This window comes from Polyangium mundeleinium, assembly GCF_028369105.1.
Taxonomy (GTDB): domain Bacteria; phylum Myxococcota_A; class Polyangia; order Polyangiales; family Polyangiaceae; genus Polyangium; species Polyangium mundeleinium.
This window is the reverse complement of record NZ_JAQNDO010000001.1, coordinates 12,776,928-12,791,371: the sequence shown is the minus strand read 5'-3', so window position 1 is coordinate 12,791,371 and position 14,444 is coordinate 12,776,928. Positions and strand designations below refer to the sequence as shown.

Genomic DNA, 14,444 nt, shown 5'->3' with positions numbered 1-14,444 from the left:
AGCGCGGGCCGTCGGGGCGCGGTTTGGTAGCCCTGACGCTCGTGTGCCGGTTCGTTCGTACGCGTCGCCGAGAGCCGCCAGGAACTCGCGCACGGGCAAAAACCGACGTTCGGGCTGAACGGCAGAGCGTTCGCCCCTTGAGTTTGGCCGCGGACCGGCGTACATGGCAAACGGACCTGGAGACAACCCCGCCAGGAGCACGACCCATGGCGAAGTCCCGCCGGAAACCGCTCATCTTCTGGACGCCTGGTCAAACGCAAGGTTTTTCCGTCGTCCTGCGCCGAACCGTCGTGGTTCGTCAGGGCACGCGCGTGCATGGGGGTGTTCATGCGACCGCTTGATGTTCCCATCGGGGTTTCGGACTTCAAGGCGTTGCGCGAGGGCGGCAAGTACTACGTCGACAAGACGGCGTTCATCGGCGAGGTCCTCCGGGCGCCGCCGCAGGTGCTGCTGTTCCCGCGGCCGAGGCGGTTCGGCAAGTCGCTGAACCTGTCGATGCTCAAGTGCTTCCTCGAGCGGAGCCCGGAGGACCGGAGGCCGCTGTTCGAGGGGCTCGCGGTCATGCGCGACCCGGACGCGCTCGCTCATTTCCAGCAATACCCGGTCATCTACACGCGCCTCGGGACCGTGTGGGCTGGTGATCGCGTGGAGGCCCGGGAGACGCTCCGCGAGGAGGCTCGGCGGATCTACGAGGCGCATTCGTATCTCCTGACCGAGGGTGCCCTCACGCCGCACGAGCGAGCGCGTTTTCTGGAGATCTTCGAGCGTCGCGCAGACGAGGCCCTGTTGTGCTCGGCGCTGGATGATTTGTCCAGGTTCCTGCACCGGTACCATGGCAAGCGCGTGGTCATCCTCGTGGATGAATACGACGCGCCCCTGCACCTGTCTCATGTGCACAAATCGTTCGCCGAGACCGTCGACCTGATTCGAAAGTTTCTTCATTCTGGCATCAAGGACAACCCCCACCTGTTCAAGGGCGTCCTGACGGGCATTCTCCGGGTCTCCAACGAGAGCATCTTCTCGGGGCTCAACAACGTCGTGACGTATTCGATCCTGTGTTCGGAGTGCGCGACGTCGTTCGGGTTCACGGAGGAGGAGACGACGAGGATCCTCCGTGACGCCGAGACGTACGATCAGCTCGAGCGGGTGCGCAGGTGGTATCAGGGGTATCTGTTTGGCAAGCAGTCGATCTTCAATCCATGGTCGGTGCTCAATTTCGTGCGCCAGAGCGACGTACGGTTTCTCGATTACTGGGCGAGGGAGAGCCCGAGCGACATCTCCGAAGAGCTCATCGCCCGGTGGTTCACCCAATGTTACGAGGACTTCGAGAAGCTCCTGCGCGACGAGGCCATCGAGAAGCCCATTCAGGACCACATCGCGCTGCGGGACGCGACGAGCCACCAAGAAACGGTGTGGAGCATTTTGGTGATGGCCGGCTACCTGCGGGCCGAGGTGATCGCACAGCGCGAAGAAGACGAGGACGGCGAGCCGATCTGCAAGCTGTTTTTCCCGAACCGAGAGGTCCGGGGGAAGTTCACGCGCATCTTCAAGCGGTGGATGGAGGCTGGCATCGGTGGCAAGCCGGGGCTTGCCGAGCTCGAGATGTCCCTTTTCGAGGGGAACGCGGAGCGGCTCGCCGTCCTCCTGGAGGGCTTCCTGCTCAAATTATCCACCTACGATCGCGCGCCGAAAGAAATCGAAGCGCATTATCACGTGTTCCTCATGGGATTGCTCATCACGCTCGAAGGGCGAATCTTCGAGATAAAATCGAACCGTGAATCGGGGTATGGGCGATACGACGTGATGCTGATCCCGAAGAGGCCGGGCTTGCCTGGTGTGGTGATGGAGCTCAAGGTCCTGCCGGCGCGAGGCTCAAGGGTGCCCAGCAAGGCAAAGGTCGAGGCCACGCTGGAGGCCGCGCTCTTGCAGATCGAGACGCTCGAGTACGCACAGGATCTGCGCGAGCGAGGCGCGAAGCCCATCCATCAGATCGCGGTCGTCTTTTCGGGCAAGCGCGCCTGGGTGCGGTCGCGTCGTGCATCACCGAGGCGCTTGCCGCCACTGTAGCCGCCTCGGGGGGCAGGTCCCGGATTGCGCCCCGTGTCCGGCCCGAGTAATGCCACCTCATGGCATCTCCCCTCGAACGGATCCCCGTCAACACCATCGATGGCCGTCCCTCCTCGCTTGGCGCGTACAGCGGCAAAGTTCGCCTCGTCGTCAACGTCGCCTCGCGGTGCGGGCTCACGCCTCAGTACACGGCGCTCGAGGCCCTCTATCGCAAGTACAAGGACCAGGGGTTGGAGGTCCTCGCCTTCCCTGCGAACGAGTTCGGCGCGCAGGAGCCCGGGACCGACGCGGAGATCCAGTCGTTTTGCTCCACCTCGTACGACGTCACCTTCCCGCTCTTCTCCAAGATCGTCGTCAAGGGCGAGGGCCAGCACCCGCTCTATGGCGCGCTCACGTCGGCCAAGCCCGAGGCGCGCGCGCTCCCTGGCAGTGATTTCCGGGCGCGGCTCGTCGGCTACGGCATCGACCCGGGTGCGCCGCACGAGATCCTCTGGAACTTCGAGAAATTCCTCGTCGATCGCAACGGCGAGGTCGTCGACCGGTTCTCGCCCGACGTCCCGCCCGATGCCGACCTCCTCGTGGCCGCGATCGAGCGCGCGCTCGCGCAGACCTGAAAACCCCCGCGATTCTCACCGCAGGAGATGACATGATGCACCCCGCTTTCCTTCCGGGCGCCGTTGCCGTCGTCACGGGCGGCGCCTCGGGTATCGGGCTCGCGGCCGCGAAGAAACTCGCATCGCTCGGCCTTCGTGTTTGCATCGCCGACCTCGGCGCAGATCGGCTCGCACGGTCGCGTGAGGCGGTCGTGGCCGTGGCGAAAGGCGGCGACGCCGACGTGATGGCCTCCGAGACCGACGTCAGCCGCGTGGAGGCGCTCGTCGCGCTCGAAGCCGCCGTCACCGCGCGGTTTGGCGGAACGAACGTCCTCTTGAACAACGCCGGCATCGGCCCTCGAAGCACCGTGCTCGGACCCGCGGAGAGCTGGGCGCGCACGATCGACGTGAACCTCTGGGGCGTCATCCACGGCACGCAGGTCTTCGTGCCTCGGATGATCGAGCAAGGGCGGCCCGGCCTCGTGATCAACACCGGCTCGAAACAAGGCATCACCACGCCGCCCGGCAACCCGGCATACAATGTCTCGAAGGCTGGCGTGAAGGCATTCACCGAGGCGCTTCAGCATGAGCTTCGCAACACCCCGGGTTGCCAGGTCAGCGCGCACCTGCTCATTCCGGGATTCGTCTTCACGGAGCTCACCGCGTCCGGCCGTACCGACAAACCGGCGGGGGCGTGGACGCCGGAGCAGACGATCGACTTCATGATGGAGCGTCTGGCCGCGAATGATTTCTACATTCTCTGCCCTGACAACGAGGTCCCGCGCTCCCTCGACGAGCGCCGGATTCTCTGGGCGGCCGGCGACATCGTCGAGAACCGCCCGCCGCTCTCGCGGTGGCACCCCGACTACGCCGAGGCATTCAAGGCGTTCGCGTCGCAGCAGAAATAGCACGGTACCGTCGACGCGGTCGTTCCTCCGAGCTTGACGGCAAGCACGCCCACCCGGTAACTTCATCCCCAAGACGCGCAGGCGCGCAAGCTCACGGTTTTGGCCGTCGGGGGGCCAGGGCCGGGGCTCGGGTTTCGGGGGGAAGTTACATGCTGAAGGACACGCCGTCGTCCGGGAGTTCGTCCCATTTGGCCGAGGGGCCGTGGTCTGCGCTCGATGCGCTCACGGATCCGGTTGCGCTCGTCGACGCGCGCGGGGGAATTCGGTACGCCAATCTCGCATGGTATCGGCTCGCCGGCGACAGCGAGCCGGGGCGACGGAGCCGTGAGCTCACCGCAGGTACGGCGCCCGCAGCCATGCTCGACATGCACGAGACGGACCGAGAGGCGATGCGCGTCGGCATCGGCGAGGTGATCGCGGGCAGCCGCGCGCGCTTCGACCTGGAGCTCGGGACGAGCCACGCTGCGAACGAGGCGCAGCGATGGTTTTCGCTCGTCGTGACGCCGTGCCAGGTCGACCCGGAGGGCGGGGCGCTCGTCCATCTTCGCGAGGTGACGGCGCACAAAAAGACGGAAAGCGCGCTCCGCGCGAGTGAAGAAGGTCTGCTATGGGCGCAGCAGATCGGGAACATGGGCAATTGGGATTGGGACATTCCCACGGGGGGCTTGACCTGGTCCGACCAGATCTTCCGCATCTTTGGTTACGAGCCGCGCACATTCGACGTCAGCTATCAGGCGTTCATCGGCACGATTCATCCCGACGATCGGGCCATGGTCATCGAGGCCGTGAACAAGACCGTGAACGAGCGCGCCCCTTACAGCATCGAGCACCGCATCGTGCTGCCGACGGGCGGGATCCGCGTCGTCCACGAGCAAGGCAAGGTCTTTTACAGCGAATCGGGCACGCCGCTGCGGATGCTCGGCACCGTGCAGGACATCACGGAGCGCAGACAGTCCGCGGATATCATTCGCCTCCAGGCGGGGCGCCTCGAGCAAGAGCTCGCGGCGCGCGAGCAGGCCGAGCAAGCGCGTGCTGCCCTGCAGGACGAGGTGATCCGCGTGCAGCGCGCGCTCCTCGAAGAGCTGTCCACGCCCCTCATCCCCATCCGCGAGGACATCATGGTCATGCCGCTCATCGGCGTCGTCGACGCAAGGCGCGCCGACCAGATGCTGGAGACGGTGCTGCATGCGGCCGTGGGCAAGCAGACGCGGGTCGTGATCATCGATATCACCGGCGTCAAACAGGTGGATGCCCACGTCGCCAATACGATCCTGCGCACGGCGCAGGCGCTCGGGCTCGTCGGTGCGGACGTCGTGCTGACGGGCATCCGGTCGGATGTCGCGCGAACCCTGGTCGAGCTCGATGTCTCCCTCGCGTCGCTGGTCGTTCGCGGCACGCTGGCGAGCGGCATCGCCTACGCCACCGGTCAGGGTGGTCGACGGCGCTGACGCCGCGCCGGGGCAGCGCCGAGCAGCCTCGCCACGGCCGCCTCGCCGATTCGTCCGAGCGCCTCGCGTTCCATCCCCGTCTTGGCGAGAAACTCCATTCCTTGCAGGACCGCGAGCAGCAGCCGGCCGACTTCGCACGCGTCCGTGTCCGGCGGCAGATCCCCCGCGTCGCGCGCCTCCGCCACCAGCCCGACGAGTAGGTCTTCGAGCGCGCCGAACGTCTCCCGTGCCCGCTGGCGCACCTCGGGGTCGTGGGACGCGAGCTCCGAGGCGCTGTTGACCAGCAAACACCCCCGGTCGCAGACGGCGGCTGTTTCGGGGGCCGGAAGGTCCATCCGGAAGAGGCCACGAAGGCGGTCGATCGCGGGCGCGTCGCCGCCGAGCGCGGCGCGCATGGCGTCGAGGCGCCAGGCGGCGTAGGCGTCGAGCACGGCGAGGAAGAGCTGGTGCTTGTCGCCGAATGCCGCGTAAAGACTGCCTTTTCCGAGCCCCGTCGCCCGCATCAGGTCGTCGAGCGACGTCGCCGCGTACCCCTTCTCCCAGAACTGGTCCCGCGCGGCCTCGAGCACCTGTTCCACCTCGAACTTACGTGGACGACCCATACCTCTCTCTATGGTACTTGACCGATCGGTCCACAAGTCCAATACTGGACCACGTGGTCAACAACGCCGACGCGGACGTCCTCCTCGGCGGCGGCATGTCCTACCACGTCGGAGCGCGTGCCCGGCGAACCAAACCGAGCGGATCTCAAAGAAACGGGAGAATGATCATGGGTGCACTCGAAGGAAAAGTTGCCGTCGTCACGGGCGGGAGCACGGGCATCGGATTCGCCGCGGCCAAACGGTTCGCCTCGGAAGGCGCGCGCGTTTTCATCACGGGCCGGCGCCAGGCCGAGCTCGACGCCGCCGTCGCGGCGATCGGGAGCAGCGCCATCGGCGTCCGCGCCGATTCGTCGAACCTCGCGGATCTCGACCGCCTCTATGACGTCGTCCGCGAGCAGGCGGGCCGCATCGACGTCGTGTTCGCGAATGCCGGTGGTGGAGAGTTCCTCCCGCTCGGCGCGATCACCGAGGAGCATTACGACAGGACCTTCAACACGAACGTGAAGGGCGTGCTCTTCACGGTGCAGAAGGCATTGCCTCTTCTGGTCGACGGCGGCTCGATCATCCTGAACGCCTCGACCACGTCGACGATGGGCACCGAGTCCTTCAGCGTGTACAGCGCGACCAAAGCGGCCGTGCGAAATTTCGCACGAAGCTGGATTCTCGACCTCAAGGCGCGCCGCATTCGCGTGAACGTGATCAGCCCCGGACCCATCAAGACCCCGGGCCTCGCTTCGCTCGCGCCGACAGAGGAGCAGGCAAAGGCGCTTCTTCAGGGCCTCGCCACCACGATTCCCCTCGGCCGGCTCGGTGATCCGGACGAAGTCGGCAAGGCCGCCGTGTTCCTCGCCTCCGACGCGAGCAGCTTCGTCAACGGCGCCGAGCTCTTCGTCGACGGCGGGTACGCGCAGATCTGAGGGTAGCAGGATGGTTCGTCCAAGCGCTTGACGTTCCTGGAAAGGTGAGGTGTCGTGTTCTCCGTCACGGGCGGACAGAGGAGAGCGACATGAGCGACCAGGGGGCGACCACGTATCGCGCGTTTCTCGAAAGCCAGGCGCGCGACTTGGCGCTGGTGATTGCCGGCGACGCCACGACCGAGGTCGCGTGCCTCGGCAAGGCGACGACGGCGGAGGTCGCTGCGTGGTCCGAGGCCCTCGTGAGCGCGACGATCGACGCGCTCCTCGGAGACGATGCGGCCGCCGAGCGCGTCACGGCGGCCGCGCTCGGCCTCGGGCGTCGCGGCGCGCCCGCCGACGAGGTGCACCACGCGCTCTCCAAGGCCCGCCGCCATTTCCAGCGCGTGCTCCGCGCGTGGATTGCATCCGGGGGCGACGCCGCGACCCACGCCGACGCGCTCGACAGGTTGCTCGCCGTCTTCGACGAAGCGACGTACGCGCTCGCGCGGTGCGCCGTCTCCGCCACCGCTGCCGTTCGCTGCGATGGCGACGCGCGTTTTCGTAGCCTGATGAACGCCGTCAAGAGCGTCGTGATGCTCATTGGCGAGGACGGCACCATTCTCGAATGGAACACCGAGGCCGAGCGCGTCTACGGGTGGTCGAGGGAGGAGATCCTCGGGAAAAACTACCTCGAAATGTTCGTGCTGCCCGAGGCGTGGGCTGAAGTCGCGGCCGACATGCGCAAGGTGCTCGGGGGCGAGGAGACGCGCGGCTTCGAGAACCCGGTCGCGTCGCGGGACGGGGCTGTACATATCCTGCAATGGAACGTCGGGCGTCTGCTCGACGGCGAGGGACGACCGACCGCGGTCGTGGCCAGCGGCCATGACATCACCGAGCAGAAACGGGACCGCGAGGCGCGCGAGCGGAGCGAGGCGATCCTCCAAGCGGTCATCTCCAACGCGCCCATCTTCCTCTTCGTCAAGGACATCGAGGGACGTTATACCTTGACGAACCGCGGCTTCGACGAAGGGTTGGGCTTTGAACCGGGCTGCGCCGTGGGCAAATTGGACGCCGATGTCTTTCCGCCTGACGTCGTCGCGAGGAATCGCGCGGATGACCGGCGCGTCTTCGACGGGGGCGTGCCGGTCCAGCTCGAAGTGGAGATTCCCACAAAAAACGGCCCGCGCATCTTTCTCGGGTCGAAGTTCCCGCTGTTCGACGCGCAGGGCAAACCTTATGCGGTTTGCGCCATTGGCTCCGACGTCACCGACCTCCGGCGTGCCGAGGCGGAGCAGGCGACGTTCCAGGACCGGCTCATTGCGGCGCAACGCGAAACCTTGCGCGAGCTGTCGACGCCGCTCTTGCCGATTGCCCCGGGCGTCGTGCTCATGCCGCTCGTCGGCGCCATCGACGAAGGACGGGCGGCGCTCGTGCTCGAGGCGTTGCTCCAGGGCGTCGTCGCGCATCGCGCCGACGTCGCGATCCTCGACATCACCGGCGTTCGCACGGTGGACACGGGCGTCGCGCTCGGCCTCGTGCAGGCGGCGCAGGCGGCGGGATTGCTCGGCGCGGAGGTGGTCCTGACGGGCGTGCGCCCCGCGGCGGCGCGAACGCTCGTGGAAATCGGGATCGACATGCGCGGCATCAAAACGATGAGCAGCCTGGAACAAGGCGTCGCGCACGCCATGGGGCGTTCAGGCCGCCACGCCCGCCCGAAGGCGCCGGCGCGGTAGGAATCATCCCCGCTCCATCAATGCCAGATATTCATACGCCGCCACCGGCTCCTCGGGCAAACCGATGGGCGCGAGATACTCCTTCCGCAACGCCTCCCCGTCCACCTGCTCGACCACGAAAAGCCCCGCTTCCTCCGCGAATCCCCGCAGCCGTTCGGGCCGGATTCCCCACCGCATTCGCTCTCCGGCCAATCGCAGCGACGTGCGGATCAGCCAATCCAGCGTCCCGAGATGTGGCCGCCCGGCGTCGTCTCCATCCACGTACGAGAAGGCCACGCGGCTCCCGGCCCCCGTGTGCTCGTGGACTGCCCGGAAAAACGCCTTCACGTCCTTCACGTCCAGATACATGAGCAGCCCCTCGGCCACGACCACGCTTTGCGCGTCGCTCCGCCACGGCGTCTCGCGTAACACCTCGCCGAGGGATCGCTTCGACAGATCCGCCGCGCAGAGATGCAGGTTCGTCCGTTCAAACCCCGCGCCGCGCACCCCTTCTTGCTTCGGCGCTGCCGTCGCCGGCGCGTCGATCTCCACGCACGTCACCTTCGGATGACGCCGCGCGATGATCGTGGCCAGCGGATCGAACCCTGCGCCCACCACCAGAAGCTGCGTCGCTCCCGCTGCGATCGCCTCCTCCACGGCATCCGACATCCACCGCTTTCGCAGCCCGAACCAGACGAGCTGCCCGCGGGCCGTCCATGCCTCCGCGATCTCGTAGAATCGTTGTGTCCACGGCGCGCGCATCATGTCGATGTGTCGCCGCCCGACGGCCCCGGAGGCGCGCAGGATGGCCTCCGCCGTGGTTGCCGCATCTGCAGGCAAAAGGCCGGCGAATCGGGGCACGGCGTCGATCAGGATCAGGAACCGTGCAATCTTCTTGGCCGTCAGGCTCGGGCGCTCGTGGGACATGACGTCCCCGAGCGTAGCACTATCGCCAATCGAGTCGCAGCCGTCCGTCCGTGTAAACCCGGTCTGCCTTGCCGAGGTCCGTCGACCCGTTCTCGATCGCCCTGTGCACGTTCACCGCGGGCCGGAGCAGCGCGTCGCGGCCGAGATCAAAGCGTTGACCTCGAACGATCACCCGATACGCCTTGTCGAGCACGAGCGCGCGCTCGCGTGACGGCAGGAGCAGGAATGCGAGATCCCGATCGCCGCCGGGGGCTGCGCGTCGCAGCTCGGATTCCGCGAGGACCCCGCCCGGGAAAAAGCGCGCGAGCATCTCGTCGTTCGCGCGCAGCTCGTCGCCCCCGCCCACGCGACGCAGGTACGTGAGCACTTCGGGATCCGCGTGCCCGAGCTCAGGGACGTCGTGCATGCCGCGGAGGTCTTGCACCCGCCAGCCTTCCCTCCCCGGCACCTTGCGCGCGAGGGCAAACGTCTGATCGACCGTCACCCCGAGGCCCGAATGGCAGCCCATGCAGAATCGATGCTCCTCGTCCGTCGACAGCCGCAGCCGCCCCTCGGCGTCCTCGATGAACCCCTGCAGTTGCCAGCCGAATGCATTGCGCAGCCCGCTCGTCGCCGACCCCGTGTACACGGGCAGGAGCCCCTCGTCCTTCTCGTCTTGCTCTCTTTCGTAGGCCCGGAGGAGCGCCCATCGGTCGAGCTTCAGCACCTTGCGTGAATAGCGTACCTCCTTCATGCGCCGCGCGACGTATCCGGGCGCGCCCGGATCCAGGTAGCGAACCGAATGCAAGAACTCCACGCCCCGCGGATAGATCCCGCGTTCGAGCGGCTCACTCGACGCGGCGCCGGCGTACGTGCGGGGCAAGCGCCGCACGCGCGTCACGCCCGCGGAGAGCGCTCCATCGCCGTCGAGATCCTCCCCGAGGAGCCGCTCGTCCACCGACTCGATCACGCGGTCGATCCGCTCCGCCTTCGCGTCGGGATCCGTCGTGATCGCGGCTTCGAGCAGCGACAGATTCAGCGCGTAGATTGCGCGTGACGGCTTTCCGTGTTCGTCCGTGCGAAACGCCTCGGGCAAGCGGATGAACACATCGTCCGTGCTCCCGTTCGTGGGCCAGAACGTACCGGGAAACGGCTTGAATCGAACGGCGCGAAAGCCACTCCCATCACGCGCAAACCCCTCGTCGTCGAAACCGCGATCGAGGTCGAGATCCGGCACGTACCCTTCGTACCCGCGTGCACTCGCGAGCGCGCGCCGCAGCGGCGTGTAGTTGTCCTCGCGCACGTAGCGGAGGATCTCTTCGTCCGACATCTGCGCGATCTCCGCGCTCCGATCGACGAACAAGTTCTCGTAGTGGTTCTCGCGCGCCACGTCCGAAAACGCGTATTCCTCCTGCAAATGCGCGTCCGCGCGCACGTTCGTGCCGTGCGCGCTCGTGTGGCAGACCCAGCACGGATTCGAGGTCCCACCGGTCTTCGTGTAACAGAGCGGCGGCACCGAGGCTTCGGGGTTGTTCACCCTTCCAGCGGCCTCGCGGGCGCGCGCGAGAGGGTCGTAGAGGCCCTCGGCAGCCCGCTCCTCGCGTCGCCCGCAGGTGGCCGCCGCGAGGGCCACGAGGAGCCCGCACGCGAGCACAGACGAGGGCAGACGCGCCTTCACCGCGTCCCGTGGGGCCACACGCTCTGCACGTGCTCGCCCGGGTGCTGCACGCTCACGAAGAGCGTGCGCATGTCCGCAGCGAGCGTCGGCCCCGTGGCCTCCGCATCGCTCGGCAGCGCCACGATGCGGAACGCCTTGCCGAACGTCGGCGACGCGACGCCCGACGCGCCTGCAGCGTGCGCGCGATCGAGGTCGAGGAAGTACACCGCATCGGCGCGCTGGTTCGTCGCGAAGTTCCCATCCGTGCCGAACCACACGCCGCCCTCGTGATCGATCAGAATGTTGTCGGGGTTCGATGCATCGTACGGCCCCGTCGCATTCGTACCGGCCCAGGCGCGGAAGAATACGAACGTCGCCGACGCCCCGGGGCTCTTCGCATTCGAATCCTGCAACGCGAACAGATTGCCGATCATGTCGGGACGCTTCACCGACGCCTGCTCGTGCACCGCTGGATCGATCAGCCTGCCCGCCTGATCGAGCTGCGTCTTGTGCCCGTGGTTCGTGAACGACACGTAGATCCTCGGCGTGCCGCTCGGATCCCGCGGGTTGTACTCGACGTCCTCGGGCCGGTTCAGCTCCATGATCCCGACCTTCGCGCTCGCCGTGAACAGCGCGCGGCGCACGTCGTCGTCGCTCGCAAAGCCGCCGAGCCCGTTGTAGTCCAGGTCGGAGAGCGCTTCGCCCACGGTCTTGCCCGGCTCGCCGAGCGCGGCCGCGTTCGGGGCGATGGCCGTGCTCGCCGTGCCGAGCTCGATCCATTGCCCGATCCCCGGCTGCGCCTCCGTCGGCGCCTCGCCCGTCGCGAGCATCGTCACGCCCGTCGTGTTGTCGAGGCCGGCGAAATGCGCGGCGTAGACCTTCCCTTCGTCGAGCAGCGCGCGCGTCTCGGCCCGCGTCATGCCGGGATCGTATACGTTTTTCGAGACGAACTTGTACACGCGGCCGCTCCGCCGATCGTCCCCCGCGTAGAGGACGATGGGCTCGTTGGGCAGGAGCTTCCAGTCCGCGTCGACCACGAACGACGTGTTCTCCCACCGCGCGCGGCCCATCGCGCCGAGCTTCTTGTGCCCCACGCCCGCCGCGGTTTTTCCCTCGTATTCGTCGGACGCTTTGCCCGGATCGATCTCCACGAGGTAGCCGTACAGATCCTTCGCGTGGCGTGATCTCGCATCCGGCGACATCCCGAACAAGCTCGTAGGACTCGGCCTCGTATCGAACGTGATTGGCCCGCCCGGATCCGCGCCTGCGCCGAGGACGAGCTTTTGCTCGCTCGTCCAGAACACCTCCATGTCCCCATGGAAGTCCTGCACGTTTTCCTCCGCCGTGATCACCGTGCCCCACGGCGTCTGACCGCCCGAGCAATCGGACATGATGCCGCTCACGACGCCGGGCGGGAGCGCGTGGCCCTCGTCGTCGTGATCGATTTCGAGCGGCGTGATCCCCGTAAGGCGCGCGAGCGTCTTGCTCGTCGCGTCGTATCGAACGGCCCCGGCGCCGCGATCGACGCGCCATGTCCCCGCCGGATCCTGCACCACGTGAAACCACGAACCGCCGACCTGGCGCTTGGCCTCCCGCAGGTACGTCGCGAGATCCGCGTCTGACCATCGGTTTGCCGTCACGTCGTTCGTCAGCACCTTCTCCGCCGCGAGGTACTTCGCGAGCGTGAGGTGCTGGCCCGTCGGCGCCGTTGTCCATGTCGGAGCCTCATTCGAGATCGACTCGTGGTTCACCCACATCCACGCCGACGTGCCGCTGCCGTGCCATTGCGGCGCATCTCCAGGCACGTCGTTCCATCGATCCCCGAAAAACGCGATGTAATCGTTGTTCGTCCCGAACCGCGGCGCCGCGGGGCTCCGATCGAACGTCAGCGGATCGAACCACGACACCACAATGTTCGGCGAGAGCCCCGCGATCGCCCGCACGTTGTCCGTCGACGTATTCGGAAGCGGGAACTCCACGCCTTTCGGCAGCGTGCCTCGCGCGACCTGATCGACGCGCGTCCGGACGTATTGCCCGAGATCCGCCGCCCCCGTGCCGAGATTGTCCGCGAATGTGAATCCGACGACGCTCGAAAGCGGCCGCCCGTCGAGGACTCTCGCCGTCGCCGCGGTCCGGTCCGGACCCTCGCCGTCGCCCTGGCACGCGACGAATGCGACCGCAATCAGAGCGCCGGCCGTACCGAGCGCCTGGAAATGCCGTTGCTCCCAGTGGCCCGTTTTTTGTCTCATTCGCCGTTTCCTTGGGCGGCGCTCGCGGAAGCGGAGCGCGCGCTCGAGGATCTTGCCATTGCAGAGGTGGGACACCACCCGTTTTGCGGATCAGGCCGCTCGTCGTGCTACTTGCCGCCTTTCCCTTTGCTCGGCGGTATCCAGATAGGATTCCAGTTCCCGCCCGAAGAGCTCGTCAGCCTCGTCATGCCGGTCCCATCGGCCCGCACGATCCATATCTGCTGCTCGGACCCGCGGGTCACGGTCACGGCCAGGTAGCGCCCGTCGGGCGACCACGCGGGCTCACCCACTTGTCCCGCGCCCCCGGGCCCGCGCACGAACGTCTCTTTCCCGTCCTCCATGGCGACGAGCCCCACGCGTGACGGCTCCTCGGGGGCGCTCAGCACGTAGGCGATTTGTTTCCCCGTCGGGGACCAGGTCGGCTTGTCCTCGACGATCCGCGGCGCGGGCCGCATTTGCGTCAGGCGGCGCGCCTCGCCCCCGGATGAGGGCATCAGCCATACGCGATCCGCGCCTTCCCGATCGCTCACGAACACCAGCACCTTGCCGTCGGGTGAATACCGCGCGCCCCATTCGTCGCGATCCGTATTCGTCAGGCGGACGGGCTCACTCCCGTCCGGCCGCATGCGATAAAGCTCGGCCACGCGGTCACGGCTCGAAAGGAAGACGATCGCATCGCCTTTCGGCGAGAACGCGGGCTCGAAGTTCCCTTCGTCGTTCTTCGTGATGCGCTTGAAGCCGCTGCCGTCGCTGCCCACCCGGTAGAGATCGGAAAAATGGGCCGGGTCCACCTTCCCGCCGTTCGACTCGTAGACGACGAAGCGCCCGTCCGGCGAGAATGTAGGAAAGCGTACGCGCCCTGCCAGGGGTCCGAGGGGTTTTGGGGGGCTTCCGTCGAGGGGTTGGAGCAGGAGTTGTTGCGGTCCTTCCTCGCCTTCGACGCGAATCACGAGCAGCGCGCGGCCATCCGGCGAGGCGGGGCCATTGTAATCGGCGTGCGGGCTCTTCGTGAGCCGCTCTTCCCCTTTGCCATCCGCGCCGATCACGTAGATCTCGCGGTTCCCATCGCGCTCCGAGATGAACCCGATCTTTCCCGCGATTTTTTGCCGCTCTTCGGGGGGTATTTCGGCGCCCGTCGCCTGTTTTGGCCCCGCGCCCCCCTGTTTCGCCGATTCCGACGGCAATGGTTTGTCCTTGGTTGTCGGGACATCCGATTTGTTGTCGGTTGTCGGGACAGGTGGTTTTCCCTCAATCAGATTCGCGCTCGTGCTGGTTCCCGGCATTGCAGAGCGCGACGGCCATGCATTGTCCGGTTCTTTTTCTTTTTTCGTGCAGGACGTCGCCGCGAGGAGAGCGAGGAGGACGGGCGCGAGGCGGGAGAGGCGGGGCAGGGAAGGATGCGGCAT

11 protein-coding genes are annotated in these 14,444 nt (G+C 66.8%); 6 read left to right on the top strand and 5 right to left on the bottom strand.

Annotated features, from left to right (window positions below):
* Positions 1 to 327: 327 nt before the first annotated feature.
* The 4 genes from POL67_RS50675 to POL67_RS50660 all read left to right on the top strand — a co-directional run bounded on the left by POL67_RS50675 (position 328) and on the right by POL67_RS50660 (position 5,016).
* Positions 328 to 2,067 carry an AAA family ATPase gene (locus POL67_RS50675; RefSeq protein ID WP_271929841.1) on the top strand — a complete coding sequence of 580 codons (1,740 nt, stop codon included), beginning with the start codon at positions 328 to 330 and terminating at the stop codon, positions 2,065 to 2,067.
* A 59-nt stretch (positions 2,068 to 2,126) separates the two neighbouring features.
* Positions 2,127 to 2,681, top strand: coding sequence for a glutathione peroxidase (locus POL67_RS50670; protein ID WP_271929839.1), 555 nt, complete (start codon positions 2,127 to 2,129; stop codon positions 2,679 to 2,681).
* 32 nt (positions 2,682 to 2,713) lie between these two features.
* Complete coding sequence (locus POL67_RS50665) at positions 2,714 to 3,568, top strand: SDR family NAD(P)-dependent oxidoreductase (RefSeq protein ID WP_271929836.1); 855 nt, start codon at positions 2,714 to 2,716, stop codon at positions 3,566 to 3,568.
* A gap of 149 nt (positions 3,569 to 3,717) precedes the next feature.
* Positions 3,718 to 5,016, top strand: coding sequence for a PAS domain-containing protein (locus POL67_RS50660; protein WP_271929833.1), 1,299 nt, complete (start codon positions 3,718 to 3,720; stop codon positions 5,014 to 5,016).
* Here POL67_RS50660 and POL67_RS50655 read toward each other — a convergent pair.
* Positions 4,995 to 5,618 (bottom strand): TetR/AcrR family transcriptional regulator, encoded by a 624-nt coding sequence (locus POL67_RS50655; protein ID WP_271929832.1) that lies wholly within the window; start codon positions 5,616 to 5,618, stop codon positions 4,995 to 4,997. The two genes, POL67_RS50660 and POL67_RS50655, sit on opposite strands and share 22 nt — an antisense overlap.
* Before the next feature lie 167 nt (positions 5,619 to 5,785).
* Between POL67_RS50655 and POL67_RS50650 the strand changes: the two genes are divergently transcribed.
* Together POL67_RS50650 and POL67_RS50645 are read left to right on the top strand one after the other, a co-directional pair.
* Positions 5,786 to 6,535 (top strand): SDR family oxidoreductase, encoded by a 750-nt coding sequence (locus POL67_RS50650; protein ID WP_271929830.1) that lies wholly within the window; start codon positions 5,786 to 5,788, stop codon positions 6,533 to 6,535.
* 89 nt (positions 6,536 to 6,624) lie between these two features.
* Positions 6,625 to 8,247 carry a PAS domain-containing protein gene (locus tag POL67_RS50645; RefSeq protein ID WP_271929827.1) on the top strand — a complete coding sequence of 541 codons (1,623 nt, stop codon included), beginning with the start codon at positions 6,625 to 6,627 and terminating at the stop codon, positions 8,245 to 8,247.
* 3 nt (positions 8,248 to 8,250) lie between these two features.
* Here the strand turns inward: POL67_RS50645 and POL67_RS50640 are convergent, their stop codons facing one another.
* The 4 genes from POL67_RS50640 to POL67_RS50625 form a co-directional block, all read right to left on the bottom strand.
* On the bottom strand, positions 8,251 to 9,153 hold the full coding sequence (locus POL67_RS50640) for a class I SAM-dependent methyltransferase (protein WP_271929824.1): 903 nt from the start codon (positions 9,151 to 9,153) through the stop codon (positions 8,251 to 8,253).
* A 19-nt stretch (positions 9,154 to 9,172) separates the two neighbouring features.
* Entirely contained in the window at positions 9,173 to 10,810 is a 1,638-nt protein-coding gene (locus POL67_RS50635) for an Aq_1262 family (lipo)protein (RefSeq protein WP_271929822.1), read from the bottom strand.
* Entirely contained in the window at positions 10,807 to 13,038 is a 2,232-nt protein-coding gene (locus tag POL67_RS50630; protein WP_271929820.1) for a PhoX family protein, read from the bottom strand. The genes POL67_RS50635 and POL67_RS50630 overlap by 4 nt, the downstream gene beginning before the upstream one ends.
* Before the next feature lie 107 nt (positions 13,039 to 13,145).
* A complete protein-coding gene (locus POL67_RS50625; protein ID WP_271929817.1) occupies positions 13,146 to 14,444 on the bottom strand; it encodes a hypothetical protein in 1,299 nt (432 codons plus the stop codon).